This window comes from Xanthomonas arboricola, assembly GCF_002940665.1.
GTDB lineage: Bacteria > Pseudomonadota > Gammaproteobacteria > Xanthomonadales > Xanthomonadaceae > Xanthomonas > Xanthomonas arboricola_B.
This window is the reverse complement of the sequence record NZ_MIGY01000001.1, coordinates 472,906-492,491: the sequence shown is the minus strand read 5'-3', so window position 1 is coordinate 492,491 and position 19,586 is coordinate 472,906. Positions and strand designations below refer to the sequence as shown.

The window sequence follows — 19,586 nt, the reverse complement described above, 5'->3', positions numbered from 1 at the left end:
GCCGGGGCGTGTGGTCAAGCGTCAGGATGCGATGGTGCCGCGTGCGTCAGCAACAAGCGCCGAGCAACACCGCAGCAAGATGGATTGCCGTGTTACCAGCGATAGTTGATGCGGCCGTACACGTAGGCACCGTTGAAGCCGAACGGCGACAGATTGCTGTACGGGAACTGCCCGCTGGTAGAGTTGGCGAAGTTGTTCTCGTCCGGGTACTCGTCCAGCAGGTTGTCCGCACCCAGGGTCAGCGTCCAGCGATCGATCTTGTAGCTGGCCGAGGCATCCACCACCCACTTGGCGCCGAAGGTCTGGTCGTTGATCGCCGCAGCCGGACGCGTGCTGTACTTGCCATAGCGCGTGGCACCCAATGCCAGCGTCCAGTGCTCCAGGTTCCAGCTGCCGTTGACCAGGAACTTGTCGCGCGGGAAACCTTCTTCGATGCGGCCGCGTTCGGTGCGATCGATGCGCTCCAGGCTCAGCCCGTTGGCCGACAACGCGGCCGGGTTGGCGGCGACGCTGCGCACCTCGGTTTCCGAGTAGTTGTACCCGGCGGTCAGGTCCACGCTGCTGGCGGCGAGCTGCCAGCGGTAGCTGCCGACCACGTCCACGCCGCGCGTGCGCGTGTCCACCGCATTGGTGAAGTAGCGCCCACCGTTGATGCCGAAGATGCCCTGTGCTTCGAGCAGGTTACGCACGCCGGTGCCGGTGAGGTTGGACGACAGCACGATGCGGTCGTCCACATCGATCTGGTACGCATCCACGGTGAGGTAGAGCGCATCGGTCGGCTGCAGCACCAGGCCCAGGCTGTACGACAGCGAAGTCTCGGCATCCAGCGGCTCTGCACCCAGCGCGCGCGCCACGTTGCTGTCGGCCGGGAAGGTGCGGATCTCGAACGGGTTCGGATTGCCGGCCAGGAAGGTGGTGCTGGTGGACTGGAAATACTGCTGCGCCAGCGACGGCGCGCGGAAGCCCGACGCCACCGTGCCGCGCAGCGCGACCTTGTCGGTGAACGCATAGCGCCCGGACAACTTGCCCGATGCCTGGCTGCCGAAGTCGTTGAAGTCTTCGTAGCGCCCGGCCAGACCGGCGGAGAACTTGTCGGTGAAATCGGCTTCCAGGTCGGCATACAACGCGTAGCTGTCACGCGAGTACCGCCCCGAGACGCTGGGCGCGAATCCGCCAAAGCCCTGCGCGCCACCGGCCAGCGTGCCGGCCTGGAAATACGAGCCCACTTCGCCCGGCGACTGGTTCCACTTCTCGTTGCGGTACTCGGCACCGAAGGCCACCGTCACCGGATACGCCAGGCCCCAGTCGAAGCCGCGCTTGACGTCCAGGTTGACGATGTTCTGCGTGGTCTCCAGCGCGCCATCGTAGAAGGAGGTCGGCGAGCTCGGCCCCAGGCTGACGTTGAGCGTGTTGCGGGTGTGGAAATCGATCCGGTTGTAGCCGTAGTTGTAGCTCGCATCCCAGTCCCAGCCACTGGCAGTGGAGCCGCGCACGCCGGCCACCAGCGAGCGGTCCTTGGCGTAGGTCTGGATTTCCGGCAGGAAGCCCTGCGGATATACCGACAGGATGTTCTGGGTGGTGCTGCCCGGTGCGCGGAAGAACGCGAACGAGGTGATGTCGCGGTTGCTGGCGGTGGCGAAGGCGTAGCCGGTGATGCTGTCGCTGAAGGCGAACTCGGTATTGGCCGACACCGCCTGCGCGTTGACGTCCGGGTCGCCGATCTTGAACGCCTTCTGGCCGACGGCCGGCTGCGAGGCGCTGGGTGCGCCGGCATAGCCGCGCGCGCGGTCAGTCGGGTCCTGCTGATTGAGCTGGGCGGCTACATGCAGCCAGCCGCGCTCGTTGCCGTAGGCCACGCCGGTGTCGCCGGACAACTCGTAGTTGCTGCCGTCGCCGGCCGAATACTGGCCGAAGCCGGCCTGCAGGCTGCCGCCCTTCTCCGCGCCTTTGAGCACGATGTTGACCACGCCGGCGATGGCATCGGAGCCGTATTGCGCCGAGGCGCCGTCGCGCAGCACTTCCACGCGCGCGATCGCCGCCACCGGAATGGTGTTCAGGTCCACCGCTGCGGCGCCACGGCCGATGGTGCCGTTGAGGTTGAGCAGCGAGGAGGTGTGGCGGCGCTTGCCGTTGACCAGCACCAGCACCTGGTCCGGCGACAAGCCGCGCAGCTGCGCAGGGCGGATCGCGCTGGTGCCGTCGCTCAGGGCCGGGCGCGGGAAGTTCAGCGACGGCAGCGCGCGGGCCAGCGCGGTGGCCAGCTCCGAGGTGCCGGTGGCCTGCAGCGACTCGGCGCTGATGATGTCGATCGGCGACTGCGACTCGGCCACGGTACGGTCGGACACCCGGGTGCCGGTGACGATGACGGTATCGAGCGTATTGGCGGGCGCGCTGGCCGGGGTGGCGGTCTGGGCGAAGGCGGGGGAGGCGAGCAGCGCCGCAACGACGGCGGCTGCGAGCGTGGACAGCGGGTAATTCATGACAACTCCGAACGGGGGTCCAGGCAGGACCAGCAAGGCTGGGCGGGATCTGGTCGCGGTAACGCGAAGGGAACGACGGCCAGCCCGAAGGCGCTAATTATTCGTTAACGCTAGAATGGCGTCGCAGGAGTGCTGCTCATCTGCTCATTCCTTTTCGTTCTATCGGACTGTCCATCAATGATTTCCCTGCGCAACTTCTCCATGCGACGCGGCGAGCGTCTGCTGTTGTCCAACGTCGACCTGACCATGCATGCCGGCTACCGCGTCGGTGTTGTAGGCCGCAATGGCACCGGCAAGTCGAGCCTGTTCGCCGCGGTCAAGGGCGAACTGGAAGCGGACAAGGGCGATGTCGACCTGCCCGGCAAGGTGCGCACCGCCAGCGTCTCGCAGGAAACCCCGTCGCTGCCCGATCCGGCGCTGTCGTTCGTGCTCGGCGGCGACATCGAGGTCTCCGCGATCCTGCAGGAAGAGGCCGCGGCCACCGCGCGCGAAGACTGGGAAGCGGTCGCCAACGCGCACCAGAAGATGGCCGAGCTCGGCGCCTACGACGCCGAGGCGCGTGCCGGCAAGTTGCTGCACGGCCTGGGCTTCCCGGCCGACACCCATCACCGCGCGGTCTCCTCGTTCTCCGGCGGCTGGCGTGTGCGCCTGAATCTGGCGCGCGCGCTGATGATGCCCAGCGACCTGCTGCTGCTGGACGAACCGACCAACCACCTGGACATGGACGCGGTGCTGTGGCTTGAGCAATGGCTGCTCAAGTACCCGGGCACCTTGCTGCTGATTTCGCATGACCGCGAGTTCCTCGACAACGTGGCCACGCATACGCTGCATCTGCACGGCGGCACCGCCAAGCTGTACGTCGGCGGCTATACCGATTTCGAGCGCCAGCGCATCGAGCACCTGCGTCAGCAGCAGATCGCCCACGACAAGGAACAGGCCGAGCGCGCGCATCTGCAGAGCTTCATCGACCGCTTCAAGGCGCAGGCCAGCAAGGCCACCCAGGCGCAGAGCCGCATGAAGCGCCTGGCCAAGATGGCCGGCACCGAGGCGGTGCGCGCCGAGCGCGAGTTCCGCATCCAGTTCGCCCAGCCCAATCGGTTGCCGTTTTCGTTGATCCGGCTGAATCACGCCGCTTGCGGGTATGCGGCTGCGCCGCGGGATTCGGGAATGGGGAATGGGGAATCGCAAAAGCTGGGGTCCAGCGATGCGATTACCGTGTTGCACGATGTTGGATTCGGATTGGAGGCGGGTGACCGGATCGGGTTGCTGGGGCCCAATGGTGCGGGCAAGTCCACGTTGGTCAAGACCCTGGTCGGTGAGTTGGCGCCGCTGTCGGGCGAGCGCAGTGCGCATCCGGATCTGCGGATCGGTTACTTCGCCCAGCACACGGTGGAGTCGCTGCACGAGGGCCAGTCGCCGATGGATCACTTTCGCGAGCTGTCGCCGGATGGCTCCAACCAGGCGTTCCGCGATTTCCTGGGTAAATGGAATTTTGCCGGCGACCGCGCATTCGAAGTGGTGGATGGGTTCTCCGGCGGCGAGCGCGCCCGCCTGGCGCTGGCGCTGATCGCCTGGCAGCAGCCGAACGTGCTGCTGCTCGACGAACCGACCAACCATCTGGACCTGGAGATGCGCGAGGCCCTGGCCGAAGCGCTGAGCGACTTCGAAGGCGCCATCGTGATGGTCTCGCATGACCGCCATCTGATCGGCCTGGTCTGCGACAGTTTCTGGCGCGTGGCCGATGGCGTGGTCGAGCCGTTCGCTGGCGATCTGGACGAATACGCCGCCTGGCTGCGCAGCCGCCCGGCCGCCCAGGGCACCAAGCAGAAGATGGCCGAAGTGGCGCCCACCCCGCCGCCGCCGACCAAGCCGCTGCCGCCGAAGAAAGCCGTCAACCCGCACAAGCTGGCCAGCGCGGAAAAGCGCGTCGGCGAACTGGAAGCGGCGCTGGCGGCACTGGACCGCGAACTGGCCAACCCCGGCAACTATGCCGACAGCGACAAGATGGCCGTGCTGGGCCGCGACCGTGAGGCCACGGCGCAGCAGTTGGCCGCCGCCGAGGCGGCGTGGATGGAGTTGATCGAAGGCGCGTAACGCGCAGGCGTTAAGATGCGCGTGGGGCCGGGCACAGGGAGGTAGGCAACATGATCAGCGCCACCATCAGTCTGGAAGATCATCTGGCTGCGCAGCGCCTGCATGCCAGACAGACGGCCAAGCTGTTGATCGTGATCCTGGTGGTCCTGTTGTTGATCGGGGCGGGGTTGCTGCAACTGATCGGGGCCGGCGAAATCATCGGCCCGATGCTGATCGGTGCCGGAGGCGGCGGCTTGATCGGCCTGGTGGTGTTGCACGTCTGGGGCTTGCCGCGGAAGATCAAACGCCTGCACGCGCAGCAGGCCGCGCTGCGGCATACCTACACCTTTGCGTGGGACGAGACCGGGCTGGAGATCACCTGGGCAGACGGGCGACTGCGCCGGCCCTGGTCCGATTACATCCGCTACCGCGAGAACGAGCGGGTGCTGCTGCTGTATCACAACGACCGCTTGTTCGAGCTGTTCGCCCCGCACTGGTTCGCCGACAGGGCGCACTACGAGGCGTTTCGCCGCGTGGCGGTGCAGGCGATCGCGGCATCCGCGCGCCGCTGAGCGCAGCGTCGGGCTCGCTCAACCGGAGCGCTGTTGCTCCGTTGTCAGCCAGTCGCGCAATCGCGCATCGGCATCGCCTTCCGGGCGCGAGCGCAGCCGGGTGAGCCAATAGCGTCCGGCGTCGATCTGGATCGGGAACGGGCAGACCAGGCGCCCGGCATCCAGATCCTGGCGAAACATCGGCAACGGCAACAACGCCACGCCGGCACCGGCGGCCGCCGCGCTGGCCAGCGTCAACGACGAATCGAACATCGCCCCGCGTGCGGCGACTTCGGCCACGCCCGCCGCGCGAAACCACTGCGGCCATTCGTCCAGACGGTACGAGCGCAATAACGGCAGCTGGGCCAGATCGGCCGGTGTGCGCAGGCCCCGCGCCATGCTGGGCGCGCACACCGGCGCAAACGGCGCCTCCATCAGCGCATGCGCGATCTGGCCCTGCCAGTCGCCGTCGCCGAAACGGATCGCCAGATCCAGGCCTTCGCCGGCCAGATCGACGCGGTTGTTGTGGGTCGACAGGCGCAATTCGATATCCGGATGCGCGGCATGAAACGCCGGCAGTCGCGGCAGCAGCCAGCCGGTGGCGAAGGTGCCGACCACGCCAACGCTGAGCACCTCGCGATAGCGTCCCTCGGCAAAGCGCTCCAGGGTGGCAGCGATGCGGTCGAAGGCCTCGCCCAGCACCGGCGCCAGCGCCGCGCCCTCGTCGGTGAGCGCCACGCCGCGCGGCAGGCGGTGGAACAAGCTGGTTCCCAGTTGCTGTTCCAGCGCCTTGATCTGGTGACTGAGCGCGGCCTGGCTGACGCACAGCTCGCTGGCCGCGCGGGTCAGGTTCTGGTGGCGCGCGGCGGCCTCGAAGGCGCGCAAGGCGTTGAGCGGGAGGCGGGGGCGGGGCATGCGCAGAGATTAGTTCAATTCATGCCAGGGATCGAAACATCGCAATAGTCCGGTGGCCAGCAGGCGCCGATACTGCGGGCTCTCCCCGGGAGGCTGCTCCATTGTTGAACCGTCGACAGTTCTCGTACGCAGGCGGCGCAAGTGCGCTGCTTGCAGCGTCCAGATCCGCATGGGCGCTGACTCCCGCAATGCGCCCGGGCGATGTGTTGCGAGCGCAATGGGCCCAGATCGAACGCGGCAGCGGCGGCCGTCTGGGCATCAGCCTGCTCGACAGCGCCACCGGCAAGCGCATCGGCCAGCGCGAGGACGAGCGCTTTCCGATGTGCAGCACCTTCAAATTTGTATTGGCTGCGGCAGTATTCCAGCGGGTAGACCAGGGCAGGCTGACGCTGGCGCAACAGGTGAAGATCCGTGCTGCGGACATGGTGTCCCACGCGCCGGTCACCGAGCGCCATGTCGGCGGGTCGCTGAGCGTGGCCGAGCTCTGCCGGGCCACGATGATCTACAGCGACAATCCGGCCGCCAACCTGCTGTTTCCGCTGGTCGGCGAGCCGGCCGGCCTGACCGCGTTCCTGCGCGGCATCGGCGATGCGCACACCCGCAGCGACCGTCACGAGCCGGAGATGAACCGCTATGTCGAAGGCGACCCGCGCGACACCACCACGCCGGCGGCAATGGCCGCCACACTGCGCACCTTGCTGCTCGGCAACGCCTTGCAGCCGGCTTCGCGCAAGCAGTTGACCGACTGGATGATCGACAACCGCACCGGCGATGCCTGCCTGCGCGCCGGCCTGCCGCGCGGCTGGAAGATCGGCGACAAGACCGGCAACAACGGCACCGACACCCGCAACGACATCGCCATCATCTGGCCGCCGGCAGGCAAGGCGCCGTTGCTGCTCACCGCGTACTTGAATGGCGCCAGCGTCGACAGCGATGCGCGCGATGCGACGTTGAAGGCAGTGGCGGCCGCGGTGCGCGACAGCTTCGTGGGTTGAGTGCAACGGCCTGCTGTTTCCCGCGTTATGTCGCGTGCGAGTCCACAAGGTGCTTGCTGTTTCCCTTCAGCTTTTCGAGGTCCGACAGTGCGAATCAGGATAGGTCATTGGTCTGTGGCCGTTGCGCTGCTGCTGGTTCATGGGCTCGCAACGGCTGCTGCCTGGCAACCAGCGCCTGGCCAGGTAGAGATACCGCTCTGGCCGCGCGCGGTGCCGGATGCGGTGCGCCACCCGAAGCCCGAATCGGTGGGCAGCGGCGAGGGGCGCTTCCCATGGACCAAGGTCAGCGATGTCAGCCGCCCGACGATGACGGTTTACACGCCCAGACAGCACACCACCGGTGCGGCGGTGCTGGTGTTCCCCGGCGGGGGCTATCAAGTGCTGGCCATGGATCTGGAAGGCACGGAAATCTGCGACTGGCTGACCGCGCACGGTATCACCTGCGTGCTGTTGAAATACCGCGTACCGAATTCGGGGCCGACCTGGACCAACGGCCGCCGCTATTACCCAAGAGTGCAAACGGGCCTGCAGGACGCGCAGCGCGCGCTAGGGTTGGTGCGCGCGCAGGCAGGCCAGTGGGGCGTTGATCCGCACAAGATCGGTGTGCTCGGTTTTTCTGCTGGCGGTCATCTAGTGGCGGCGGTCAGTACGCATTTTGCAACGCGCACGTATCCGTCGGTGGACGCGTCCGATGCGCAGAGTTGCCGGCCGGACTTCGCCATTGCGGTCTATCCGGGCCATCTGTGGGCGCACGAGGACGAAGACAGCGCCACACGCGATCCTGCCCATCTGTCGCTGCGGCCGGACATCGCCGTCACTGCACGGACGCCGCCGACCTTTTTGCTGCAGGCCGAAGACGATGCGGTGGATGGCGTGAGTCAGTCGCTGGCCTACTACGTGGCGCTCAAGCAAGCCGGCGTACCCGTGGAAATGCATCTCTATGCCGAAGGCGGGCATGCGTTCGGTCTGCGCGCGGACGCATTGCCGATTGCGCAATGGCCGCATCTGGTGGAAACCTGGTTGGGGACCATCGGCATGCTGGATGCGGCAGACGCGCACTGAGCGCGACCGTGCGCAAGCATGCTGATCCCGCAGCCGCCTGCGTTTTCACCGCATGCCTGGCTGCAAGGTTCAGCCGGGTGCGCCGATCGGCAAAGGCAGGTCTTGCTGCAGCCGCGCCGGCCCACCCATAGCCGGATCGCTGACGCTGTCTGTGCCGGTTTCGATGCGTCCGGCCAGGCGCTGGGCTGCGCCGTCGTGGTGCACCCACAGGTCGTACCAGCCGCCAGTTGCCGCCGCTTTCCAGCCACGCCGTTCGGTGGTGCCGGGTGCAACGCGCAGGCGTTCGTGCGGCTGCGCGGCTGAATATGCGGCCGGTTGCAGCTCCACCTGCACGGCAGTGCTGCCGGCATTGCGCAGCGATAACGACACGGCCGCAGGATCGTTTGCATCCTGGGTGATCTCGGTCACCAGCACCGGTGCGCTCAGGTCGCCACGGTAGTGGCGATGGAATCCATTGGGGCCGAGCAACCACAGATCGTAACGGCCATCGTCGGTGGTCCATGTGGCGTCCACTGCTGCGCCGTTCCCTACGGTGTAACGGCGCGGAACCGCCGCAAGATCGAAGCGGTCGTAGACATGCAGCACCACCGCAGCGCCCGCGTTGGACATGCGCAGCTTCACCTCGCCACACTCTGGCAGATGGGCCAGCTCCACCATTGGGCGATACGGCAGCGCCCGCGAACGGCGTGCACCGAACGGCTGCTGCGGCGGCTGCAAAGCGGCAGGCAACGGCGGCAGTGCGTGTTCGCGCAGGGCTGCCGCGCGCGCTGCGGTTGCGCTGACATCGGGCAGCGCCGCGACGAACGGGCGCGCATCGGCATGAAGGAAGTCGAATGCGCTGGTGAGGTCGCCACAGACCGCACGCCGCCACGACGTGATTTCCGGTGCGGGCACGCCGAAGCGGCGTTCCAGCAGCCGCAATACCGATGTGTGGTCGTACACCTGCGAATCCACCCAGCCGCCGCGGCTCCACGGCGAGATCACGTACAGCGGCACGCGCGGACCCAGGCCGTAGGGGCGGCCACGCAGCTCGGGCAGATCCACCTTCTGTTCGCCCGGTGCCGGGTGGCGATGGTAGTCGTCGTCGGTGGCGATGCTGGATGCGCCCGCAAAGCCGCCGGCCACGCGTGGGTCCGGCGACGGCGGCGCCGGTGGCGGCATGTGATCGAAAAAGCCGTCGTTCTCGTCGAACATCAACAGCAGTGCGGTGCGGCTCCACACCTGCGGATCGGCGGTCAGCGCATCCAGCACGCCTGCGGTGTAGGCCGCGCCTTGCGCAGGACTGGAGGGGTCAGGATGTTCGCTGCCGGCCGCATCGGCGATGATGAAACTCACCGATGGCAGGCGTCCGCCCAACACATCGGCGCGCAGCTGCTCGACACCGCGCGTGCTGACACCACGCGCGCGCAGTTGCGCATCGTGTCCGGGCGCAGCAGTGAAGGCCTGCCGGAACGGCGCAAATCCTGCCAGCGGGTTGTCGGTGAAGTTGTCGGCCATGTCCTGATAGATCTGCCAGGACACGCCGGCGTTCTGTAGCTGCTCGACGTAGGTCGCCCAGCGGTAGGGTTCGGCAAAACCGCCCAGCTCCGCAAAGTTGTCGTGCGAGTTGCCGATCACCGGGCCACCGGCACGCGCCTGCGGGTCGTTGCCGCCGCTCCACAGGAACACGCGATTGGAATTGGTGCCGGTCTGGATCGAGGCGTGGTACGCATCGCAGATGGTGAAGGCGTCGGCGAGCGCGTACTGGAACGGAATATCCGCGCGCCGGTAGTAGCCCAGCGCGTGGTTGTGCTTGGCGGCGGCCCAATGCCCGAGCCGGCCGTGATCCCAGGCGCGTTGCGCATCCACCCAGCTATGCGGCGTGCCTTGCACGCGCATGAAGCCGAATTGCGCTGCCGTATCCAGCGCAAACGGCGTCAGCCATTGGCGGCCGTCTTCGCTGGGCTGCAGCCACACCGTGCGCGCGGGCGCGCCCGGTAGCGGCGGTGCGGGAATCGGGAAGCGATCGCCGAACCCGCGCACGCCGGGCAGGCTGCCGAAGTAATGATCGAAGGCGCGGTTTTCCTGCATCAGGATCACCACATGCTGCAGATCCTCCAGCGTGCCAGTACGGCGGTCGGGCGCGATGGCGGCGGCCCGCGCGATGCTGGGGGGCAGCAGCGCGGCGGCGGCACCGGCAAGCCCGGTCTGCAGGACGCGGCGGCGGGGAAGGTCGATCATCGTGTCACCTGGTTGGCGCTCCCATCCTGTCTGCGCTGGAGCGGGTCGAGCGTACCCGACGCGTCAGCGCGTGTGTTCTCTTGCGTGCTTGCAACACCGCCGACCCTTTCCGTTTGCACCTGCGGGCAGCCGATGCAGGGAGCGGATCGGGTGGCGTGTCTTCCGCCCGATCCGCTCGCGCACGTCGCAATGGCCATCTAATGCAGCTCGGCAACGCGCCGCCGACGCTAGAGATCCAGCGTCAACGTCAGCCCGACCGTGCGCGGCGCGGCGATAAAGGCGCTGTCGCTGCCGTCCACGCCTTCCAGATAGCGTTTGTCGGTGAGGTTGCTGACGTTGAGCGCCAGCTGCAGTCCCTTGAGCTGCGACGACAGCTGCGACAGCTCCACCCCCAGGTTTGCATCGAAGGTGGTCACGCCATCGAGTGCGGCGCGGTTGGAGGCATCCAGGTAGCGCTTGCCCAGATAGCGCCCGGACACACCGAAGCGCCACGCCTGGCCGCGCCAGTCCGCAGACATCACCAGGGTGTTGCGCGGTTGGCCGATCACCTGCGCGCCGGGGGTGATCTCCAGCGCGGTGTCGCGTGCGGCATCGCCGCTGCCCAGGTAATCGGCCTTGTTGTAGGTATAGGCGCCGTTGATGCGCCAGCCGTTGTCCCAGCCATAGCACAGTGCCGCTTCCACGCCGCGCGCATGCACGCCGCCGAAGTTCTCGTACACGCCGTCGGTTTCGCCCAGGTAGTCGATGCCGGTGACGAAGTTGGCCGGCACATAGACGATGCGGTTGTCGAAGCGGATGTCGTACAGGGTCACGCTGCCGGTCAGCGGCCAGCGGCTGAGGCGCAGGCCGAGTTCGACGTTGTCGGCGGTTTCCGGTTGCACGCGGCTCAGTGCGACCGGATCGGTTTCGCCGAGCACGCCGGAGGGAATCGCGGCGAAGTTCTGCGAGTAACCGGCAAAGGCTTCCAGACCCTGCACCGGGGTGGTCCAGGTCAGGCCGGCCGACAGCAGCGGGTCCGAATGCGCATCCGATTCCACATGCTGCGCATCGCCGATGCGGCGGTCGCGGGTCTGGTCGACGAAGAACTGCTTGACGCCCACGCGCCAGGCGAAGGCGCCGTAGCGCATCACGTCCTCGACGTAATACATCTGCTCGTCGGTCTGGTAGTCGTCCTTGAACTGCACCCAGTACGGCTGGTGATCGAAGCTGATGTTGGTGCCGACGTTGAGCAGGCGATGCCAGTCGCGGGTGACACTGCGGTCGTAGCGCTCCAGCCAGGCGCCGGCGCGCACGGTGTTGTCGATGGCGCCGAGATCGGCGCGCCATTCCACATCGGCCATCGCGCCGGCGCGGTGGTTGTCGTAGTGGCTGTGTCGATACGACTGCACCGGCACCGAGCCGGCCGGATAGCAGGCCGGGTTGGATTCGGCCGGCACCGCATCGCTGCCGGCGCAACCGGCCAGCAGGGTCGCGGCCGCGCCGCCGGGCGTGAGGTAATACAGCTTGCCCAGGTCGCTGCCGGCGTACACGGTGTTGCCGCCGCGGGCTTCGGATTCCGGCGCGCCGGCGCCATCGTTGGTGACATCCACCAGATACGGCGGAATCCAGTCGCCGCGGCCCTGCATGCGATGAGCATAGCCGGTGAGCGTGGTCTTGAAACCATTGCCGCCATCGAAGGCGCCACGCAGGTAGCCAAAGGTGTTCTTGCGCAGCGCACGCGAGCCGGAGCGGTAGTTCTGGTCCAGGTACGGAATGCCGGTGAGCGTGCCGGTCAACAGATCGTGCTCGGGGTCGCGCGCGAACTGTTCGGGCGTCACGCTGGTGTATTCGGATTCGTCGGCATCGTCGTAGGACGCATAGCCGCTGAGCGTCCAGTTGTCCAACACGCTGACGAACTTGCCGGCCAGGTGATCGCGGCTGGTATGGCCGCTGCCGTCGATCCAGTCGTCGTTGCGTGCCGACGAGCCGCTGACCCAGGCGCGTGTGTGGCCACCGAGCAGGCCGGTGTCGTAGCGCGCGTAATACTTGCGCGCCTGGTTGTCGCCGATGCCGCCGATCACGCGCACGCGCTGCTCTTCCAGCGGGTCGCCGGTGAGATAGTTCAAGGTGCCGCCCAGCGCTTCGTTGGAGCGCGAGGCGATGTCGGCGGTGCCCTGGCTGACCTCCACCGTTTCCAGGTCCGGCATGTCGATGAAACGGTTGGCCTTGGAGCCGCCGCCATACGCCGAGCCGCCGTTGGGCACACCATCGATGGTGGTGCCGATCTGCTGGGTATCGCGGTTGCTGACGAAGCCGCGCATGCTGATCTGGGTGCCCCAATCCGACGAACCAAAGGCGTCGGCCTCGGTGACCACCACGCCTGGCAGTTCGTTGAGCGCATCGTTGACGCTGCCGAGCACGAACTGGCGGTCCAGCATTTCCTTGCTGACATTGGTCTTGGAATACGTCATTGCCTGGCCGACCACCTGCACCTGATCCAGCGTGGACACCTGCTCGCCAGCGGCACTCGGTTCGGCCGCAGCCGCGCCAGACGCCGCACCATCCGGGATGTCTCGTGCGTAAGCGGGCAAAGTGAGCGGGACCAGCAACAACACGAGCGTGGCAGGACGGCGCACGCGCGAGGAAGACGTCGAATCCATTGCAATCCAACAAGCGGGGAGGGTCTGCAGAGACTGACGCGCTTGCATTGCGTGATCATGACCGCGCTAAAGGTGTGGCCGGGATCACCGGATGGACTTAGCAAGTCCTAACGTCGGGACGATGGCGATTCAGCGCTTTTTCGATGTTTCTGGGTCGCGCTATTGCAAGACACCCGAAGTTTCGTGTTGCAGCGTTGTCTCCACTTCAAGACAAGCGATTCCGAGTCGTCGCGTTGTTGTAGATGCACTCAGTGCTCAGGTCAAAAGCCTGGTGAGTCGAGTGCGCGGTGCCCTCACCACTTGCGGGACACGCCGTGAATCCGTCCGTGGAGGCTCCTTGGCGGCATCCATGCCGCCAAGGGTCCCGCAACCGGTAAGGACACCGCACCAGACAGTTGGTCGGTGGCCGCGTGAAAAGCCGCTTGTCGCACATGTGTCGGGTTTCGAGCGGCACGCCAGTATCGAGCAACGCGCATCACGCACTGCTCTTAACCATGCACACCGACCACCTTGACTGGTCCTTGTCCGCTCACCGTCGCGGGACCTTACGCGGCATGGATGCCGCGTAAGAGCCGACATGGACGTACTTGCGGCGTGTCCTGCGAGGGTGGGTGGGCAAGGGCCTTGCAGCCAAGCGGCAGATAGACCGCTCCATAGCTGATCCATCCAAAAAGTCCCCCACCATCTGCTCTGCCTTGCGGCGTGTCCCGCGACGGTGGGCGGGCAAGGGCCCCTACAGCAACGCCGCAGATCACATGATCAGCAGCGCAGCGACTGACGACAGCGAAACAGGTGTGCTAGCCGCTCTTGGCGTGCGGCGGTGCTTCGGACTGCTGCGTTTCCGGCATCAACTCCAGCGCCGATGGTGTGGTGCGCAGCATCGGGCGGAACGAGATCGGATGGGTGCGGCGGCGCGTGAAGCGCAGCAAGCGTGTCAACGTAAATCCGGACAGCGCCAGCAGCATCAACGCGAAATACACCGGCAGTGCCGCAGGTCCGAATTTCTGCATTGCGCCACCGGCCAGGGCGGGTCCGATCGCCGCGCCCACGCCATGCACCAGCAGCAGGCTGCTGCAGCCGGAGAGCAGATCCTCGCTCGGCAGGTAATCAAGCATATGCGCCACCGCGAACGGATACAGCGAGAACGCCAACCCGCCATACACGAAGAACAACACAAACAACAGGGTGGTCTGCGCCTGCACCATCGGCACCGCGGCGGCGATCGCAATGCCTGCCGCCAGCACGCTGATCGTGACCAGCCCGATGCGCCGGTCATGGCCATCGCTGATGCGCCCGATCGGCCACTGCAACACCGCGCCGCCGATGATGGCGGTGAGCATGAACATGGCCACGCCATCGGCATCCAGTCCGATGCGGTTGGCGTACACCGGCAACAAGCCCCAGAACGCCCCCATCGCCAGACCCGACAGCCCCGCGCCGATGGTCGCCACCGGCGCCAACGCGTACAGCGTTTTCAGGCGCAGGCGCGAGACGTGCGGTACTTCGGGCGGAATCAGGCGCGTGGTCATCACCGGCATCACCGCCGCGCAGATCAGGATCGCCGTCAGCGTGAACATCGCCGATGCGCCCGCATCGCCTGCGGTGAGCAATATCTGGCCCAGCGCCAACGCCGACAGATTGATCGCCATGTACACCGAGAACACCCGGCTGCGCCGACGCGCATCCGGCTCGGCGTTGAGCCAGCTTTCGATCACCGTATACAGGCCGACCAGTGCCGCACCGGTGACCAGGCGCAGCAGGCCCCAGCCCCAGGCGTTCAACCAGATCGGATGCAGCAACACCGCGATCGCCGCCAGCGCGGCGTAGAAGGCGAATGCGCGGATATGCCCGATGCGCCGGATCAGCGGCGGTGCGAAGAAGGTGCCGAGAAAGAAGCCGGCGAAATAGCCGGACATGATCAGGCCCAGCGCACGCGCATCGAAGCCGGCCTGGCCACCGCGCACGGCCAGCAAGGTGCCGAGCAGCCCGCTGCCGGTCAGCAACAGGGCAACGCCCAGCAATAAGGCAGTCAGCCGCAACATGGATGCGGTCCTCGTGGGGGAAGAGGCACGTCGATCACGTGTCCGAGTGTAGCAGCCCGGGTCGTGCGGCCTGATTGCAGCGACCTGGCCTGCGGCTCCCGATGCCGGCTGATGTGGTGTCAGGTCGATGCGAAACGTGGGTATCTGGCGTGCAAATGGCTGCCCCGGCTGTCTGCGCAATTCGCGCGGTCATGCCGACCTGATGACCACTCGATACGTAGATCGGCGTTCTTCGGCATGCGCGCGGACGCTTCAACCTCGTGTATCTGCTCAACCTCGTGTATCTGCCGATGAGAACTGCGGTACTGAACGTGCGCACCTGGCGTGCAGTCGTAACGCAGCGACCATCGATCGATGTCTCTCGCCCGCAACACGTCCACGCGTGGTCAACCGCACGGACAGACCACTGCACCTGCCTGCCCGCATCCGTCTAGAATCTGCGCCCCTGCATCGTCTTCAGCTGATCCTGCCATGCCCATCTACGGTTTCCAGTGCACCACCTGCGGTCACGCCTTCGACCGCCTGCAGAAGATGGCCGACCCCGATCCGCAGACCTGTCCGGCCTGTGCGGCGGCCACGATCAAGCGCCAGATCACCGCGCCCGCGTTCCGTCTGTCCGGCAGCGGCTGGTACGAAACCGACTTCAAGTCGGCGGGCGAGAAGAAGAAGAACCTCACCGAAAGCAGCAGTGCCGGTGGCGATGCCAAGCCGGCGCCCGCCGCCGAGAGCAAGCCCGCTGCCAAGCCTGCGTCCGACCCTGTCTGAGCCGGACCGGCGCGCCACAACGCTGGCAGTGCCGACGCCGTGATCCCCGTCCTCAGCCGCGCGCGGCGCGCCCGTTCGCCGCCTCAACGCGCCTCGAAGCGTGCCCGGCAGCCATCGTTGACCCATACCGTCGCACGGCGGTCGTCGTACCCCCAGCTGCGGCCTTCCTCGCAACGGGTGTCGGACAGCTGGCGGGTCAGCACCGGGCGGCCGTAGCGGCCATCCCAGCCGCAGGTACGCAGGCGGCGGTCGTCGCTGGCGCAGGTGATGGCGTAATCGTTGCGCGGGCGGTCGTCGCGGCCACCGTAGCCGCCGTCACCCCGGTCCCAGCCGCCGCCGCGTGCCTGCGCAAACTCGCCCCGGCAGCCGTCGTCCACCCAGATCCGGCCCCCGTCCTGGCGCCAGGTGCGGCCTTCCACGCAGGGCGTGTTGGACAGCTGGCGCACCAGCATGGCGCGGCGCCAGCCGGTGTTGCAGATCTTCTGGCGCTGGTCGTTGCTCTCGCAGCGCACCGTGCCGGCGACCCCGCCAGCGCCGGCGCCACTGTCGCCGCCCCAACCGCCGCCGCCGTTGCGGCCATCGACAAAGCGCGCGCGGCAGCCGTTGTCGACCCAGACGCGGCCACGCTCGCTGCCCCAGTTGCGGCCTTCGATGCAGCGCGTGCCGGAGATGTTCTCGACCAGCACCGCGCGGCCGCGGAACGGCGTATCGCACTCGCGGCGACGGTTGTCGTTGCTGGAGCAGGTGATGCTGGGGCCGTTCCAGCCGCGGTCCTGCGCGGCGGCAGCAGCGCTGGTCAGCAGGCCGGTCAGGGTGATCAGGCCGAAGCCGGAGAGCAGCAGGGCGGTGCGCAGCATCGTGGCGTCCTTGGTGCGGAAGGGTCTGGCGCCTATTCAGCCGGGCACTGACTTAAGCGACCATGAGCGCCCGCGCATTTGCTCCTGCCGCCCGCCGGCCCCAGAATATCCGGCTCTCCGGCGCTGTCCTGTGTCGGGTTTTTCAGCGGAGCTTTCGATGCGTACCCACTTCTGCGGCCTGGTCGACGAGACCTTGATCGGCCAAACCGTCACTCTCGCCGGCTGGACCGACGTGGCCCGCAACCTGGGCGGGGTGTGCTTCATCGACCTGCGCGACCACGAAGGCATCGTGCAGGTGACGGTGGAACCGGTGGCCGGCGACGACGCCAGCGCCGAGCTGTTCAAGGTGGCCGCCAGCCTCGGCTACGAGGACGTGCTCCAGGTCGAAGGCGTGGTGCGTGCGCGGCACGCGGTCAACGACAAGCTGCGCACCGGCAAGGTGGAAGTGATCGCCACCCGCATCAGCATCCTCAACAAGGCCGCGCCGCTGCCGTTCCACGCGCACGAGAACCCGGGCGAGGAGACGCGCCTGAAGTACCGCTATCTGGACCTGCGCCGTCCGGAAATGCAGCGCATGCAGCGCACCCGCATCAAGCTGGTGCAGGCGCTGCGCCGGCACCTGGACGCACGCGATTTCCAGGACATCGAAACCCCGATCCTGACCAAGGCCACCCCGGAAGGCGCGCGCGACTTTCTGGTGCCGGCGCGCATGCATCCGGGCGAGTTCTACGCCCTGCCGCAGAGCCCGCAGCTGTTCAAGCAGATCCTGATGGTGGCCGGCTTCGACCGTTACTACCAGATCGCGCGCTGCTTCCGCGACGAAGCGCTGCGTGCCGACCGCCAGCTCGAATTCACCCAGCTCGACATGGAATTCGCCTTCGTGCGCGAGCGCGACGTGCAGGATTTCGTCGAAGACATGATCCGCGCCATCTTCGCCGAAGTGATGGACGTCGAACTGGCCGCGCAGTTCCCGCGCATGACCTGGGCCGAGGCGATGCGCCGCTATGGCTCGGACAAGCCGGACCTGCGCATCGCGCTGGAACTGGTCGACGTGGCCGAACTGGTCAAGAGCAGCGAGTTCCCGGTGTTCACCGCCGCCGCCAACGATGCCGACGGCCGCGTGGCCGCGCTGCGCATCCCCGGTGGCGCCACGCTGTCGCGCAAGCAGATCGACGAATACGCCGCCCACGCCGCCAAGTACGGCGCCAAGGGCCTGGCCTACGTCAAGCTGTCGGAGACCGGGGAAGTCAGCTCGCCGATCGCCAAGTTCTTCGGCGAGCAGGCCTTCGCTGCGCTGCTCAGGCACGTCGGGGCCGGCAACGGCGACATCGTGTTCTTCGGTGCCGGCGGCTACAACAAGGTGTCCGACTTCATGGGCGCGCTGCGCCTGAAGGCCGGCAAGGATTTCAACCTGGTGGCCGATGGCTGGGCGCCGCTATGGGTCACCGATTTCCCGATGTTCGAGTGGGACGAGGAGGCGCAGCGCTACGTGGCCCTGCATCACCCCTTCACCGCGCCGGCGGTGGACGACATCGCCGACCTGCGCGCCAACGCCCGCACCGCGGTGTCGCGCGGCTACGACATGGTGCTCAACGGCAACGAAATCGGCGGCGGCTCGATCCGTATCCACCGCCCGGACATGCAGAGCGCGGTGTTCGAGCTGCTCGGCATCGGTGCCGAGGAGGCGCGCGCCAAGTTCGGCTTCCTGCTGGATGCGCTCAACTACGGCGCACCGCCGCACGGCGGCATCGCCTTCGGCATCGACCGCATCGCCGCGCTGATGGCAGGCACCGACTCCATCCGCGACGTCATTCCGTTCCCCAAGACCACCGGCGCACAGGACCTGATGACCGACGCCCCGTCGCCGATCGCCGCCGACCAGTTGGCCGAGGTGCACGTGCAGGTACGTCCCAAGCAGGTCTGACCTGCCAGCCACACGGCCACGCCAGCGTGGCCGTGCAGCCGACACGCTGCGCCGCGCAGCGTGTCGCATGCAGGGATGCCGCGGGCGCGTCGCGCCCGGCCCAACGATCGATGCCCACACCGGCGGCGGTGCCTGCCGCAGCCGCGACGCAGGGCCGCGCCCCGCGCTCGCCCTCAACAACGCACTGCGCGCAGTCCAAACCTGCGCCCACCCGCAAACGCGGATCGGATCGCAGATGCTCTTCCGATTCCCGATTCCCGATTCCCGATTCCCGATTCCCGAATCCCGAATCCCGAATCCCGAATCCCGAATCCCGAATCCCGAATCCCGAATCCCGAATCCCCGCTTGCGACCCCACCACCGCATGCGCGAAGCTGCCACGTCCCCCCGGCACGAGACGTCCGCATGACCCGCATCCGCCGCGCCACACCGGACGATGCCCAAGCCTTGTCGTTGCTGGCTGCGCAGACCTTCACCGAAACCTTCGGGCACCTGTATCCGCAGGAGGAACTGCACGGCTTTCTGCAGGAGACCTATGCGGTCGAGCGCGCACGCATCGTGCTGGCGCATCCGGACTATGCGATCTGGCTGCTGGAGATGGACAACCTGCTGGTCGGCCACGCCGCCGCCGGCCCCTGCGGGCTGCCGCACCAGGACGTGCGTCCCGGCGACGGTGAGCTCAAGCGGCTGTATCTGTTGAAGGACTACCAGAACAGCGGCTGGGGCAGTCGCCTGTTCGAGACCGCGCTGGAGTGGCTGGAACGAGACGGCCCGCGCACGCTGTGGATCGGCGTGTGGTCGGAAAATTTCGGTGCGCAGCGCTTCTACGCCCGCTACGGGTTCGAGAAGGTCGGCGAGTACGACTTCCCGGTCGGCAAGATCCTCGACCGCGAATTCATCCTGCGCCGCACCCCGCGCATTGCGGCCGATTGAACGGCGCGCCGATGCCCGGCTTATGCGGCGTGCGACCACGACCGCCGGCGCCCATCGGTTGCCGGCCTGCCGGCCCGGCGCGGGTGGCGTTGACTGGCGCGCGAGCGCCCCACGTCAGCTCCGGCACGTC

The 19,586-nt window shown here is 67.1% G+C and carries 13 protein-coding genes; 7 read left to right on the top strand and 6 right to left on the bottom strand.

Annotation, left to right across the window (positions count from 1 at the left end; genetic code table 11):
- Positions 1 to 92: 92 nt before the first annotated feature.
- Complete coding sequence (locus tag XarjCFBP7645_RS02250; protein ID WP_104536075.1) at positions 93 to 2,480, bottom strand: TonB-dependent receptor plug domain-containing protein; 2,388 nt, start codon at positions 2,478 to 2,480, stop codon at positions 93 to 95.
- Positions 2,481 to 2,657: 177 nt separating this feature from the next.
- Between XarjCFBP7645_RS02250 and XarjCFBP7645_RS02245 the strand changes: the two genes are divergently transcribed.
- Complete coding sequence (locus tag XarjCFBP7645_RS02245; RefSeq protein WP_104536074.1) at positions 2,658 to 4,574, top strand: ABC-F family ATP-binding cassette domain-containing protein; 1,917 nt, start codon at positions 2,658 to 2,660, stop codon at positions 4,572 to 4,574.
- Between the two features lie 50 nt (positions 4,575 to 4,624).
- Positions 4,625 to 5,125: a YcxB family protein gene (locus XarjCFBP7645_RS02240; protein ID WP_104536073.1), complete on the top strand. Its 501-nt coding sequence runs from the start codon at positions 4,625 to 4,627 to the stop codon at positions 5,123 to 5,125.
- Positions 5,126 to 5,143: 18 nt separating this feature from the next.
- Here XarjCFBP7645_RS02240 and ampR read toward each other — a convergent pair whose 3' ends face one another.
- Positions 5,144 to 6,019, bottom strand: a complete 876-nt coding sequence (gene ampR, locus XarjCFBP7645_RS02235; protein ID WP_104536072.1) for a LysR family transcriptional regulator AmpR — start codon at positions 6,017 to 6,019, stop codon at positions 5,144 to 5,146.
- A gap of 101 nt (positions 6,020 to 6,120) precedes the next feature.
- On the opposite strand from ampR, the gene bla reads away from it, so the two are divergent.
- Positions 6,121 to 7,014, top strand: a complete 894-nt coding sequence (gene bla, locus XarjCFBP7645_RS02230; RefSeq protein WP_104536071.1) for a class A beta-lactamase — start codon at positions 6,121 to 6,123, stop codon at positions 7,012 to 7,014.
- A 114-nt stretch (positions 7,015 to 7,128) separates the two neighbouring features.
- The gene (locus tag XarjCFBP7645_RS02225) at positions 7,129 to 8,076 is read left to right on the top strand and encodes an alpha/beta hydrolase (RefSeq protein WP_181126138.1); all 948 of its coding nucleotides are present in this window, start codon (positions 7,129 to 7,131) and stop codon (positions 8,074 to 8,076) included.
- 69 nt (positions 8,077 to 8,145) lie between these two features.
- Here XarjCFBP7645_RS02225 and XarjCFBP7645_RS02220 read toward each other — a convergent pair whose 3' ends face one another.
- From XarjCFBP7645_RS02220 to XarjCFBP7645_RS02205, 3 genes are all read right to left on the bottom strand, one after another.
- Positions 8,146 to 10,296, bottom strand: a complete 2,151-nt coding sequence (locus tag XarjCFBP7645_RS02220; RefSeq protein WP_104536069.1) for a phosphocholine-specific phospholipase C — start codon at positions 10,294 to 10,296, stop codon at positions 8,146 to 8,148.
- Between the two features lie 227 nt (positions 10,297 to 10,523).
- A complete protein-coding gene (locus XarjCFBP7645_RS02215; protein ID WP_104536068.1) occupies positions 10,524 to 12,935 on the bottom strand; it encodes a TonB-dependent receptor in 2,412 nt (803 codons plus the stop codon).
- Positions 12,936 to 13,732: 797 nt separating this feature from the next.
- Complete coding sequence (locus XarjCFBP7645_RS02205; RefSeq protein WP_104536067.1) at positions 13,733 to 14,977, bottom strand: MFS transporter; 1,245 nt, start codon at positions 14,975 to 14,977, stop codon at positions 13,733 to 13,735.
- Between the two features lie 471 nt (positions 14,978 to 15,448).
- On the opposite strand from XarjCFBP7645_RS02205, the gene XarjCFBP7645_RS02200 reads away from it, so the two are divergent.
- Entirely contained in the window at positions 15,449 to 15,742 is a 294-nt protein-coding gene (locus tag XarjCFBP7645_RS02200) for an FmdB family zinc ribbon protein (RefSeq protein ID WP_104536066.1), read from the top strand.
- A gap of 83 nt (positions 15,743 to 15,825) precedes the next feature.
- Here XarjCFBP7645_RS02200 and XarjCFBP7645_RS02195 read toward each other — a convergent pair whose 3' ends face one another.
- A complete protein-coding gene (locus XarjCFBP7645_RS02195; RefSeq protein WP_104536065.1) occupies positions 15,826 to 16,599 on the bottom strand; it encodes a DUF3011 domain-containing protein in 774 nt (257 codons plus the stop codon).
- A 157-nt stretch (positions 16,600 to 16,756) separates the two neighbouring features.
- Here XarjCFBP7645_RS02195 and aspS point away from each other — a divergent pair, with 157 nt between their 5' ends.
- A complete protein-coding gene (gene aspS / locus XarjCFBP7645_RS02190) occupies positions 16,757 to 18,523 on the top strand; it encodes an aspartate--tRNA ligase (RefSeq protein ID WP_047127034.1) in 1,767 nt (588 codons plus the stop codon).
- A gap of 405 nt (positions 18,524 to 18,928) precedes the next feature.
- Positions 18,929 to 19,456: a GNAT family N-acetyltransferase gene (locus XarjCFBP7645_RS02180; protein ID WP_104536064.1), complete on the top strand. Its 528-nt coding sequence runs from the start codon at positions 18,929 to 18,931 to the stop codon at positions 19,454 to 19,456.
- Positions 19,457 to 19,586 lie beyond the last annotated feature (130 nt).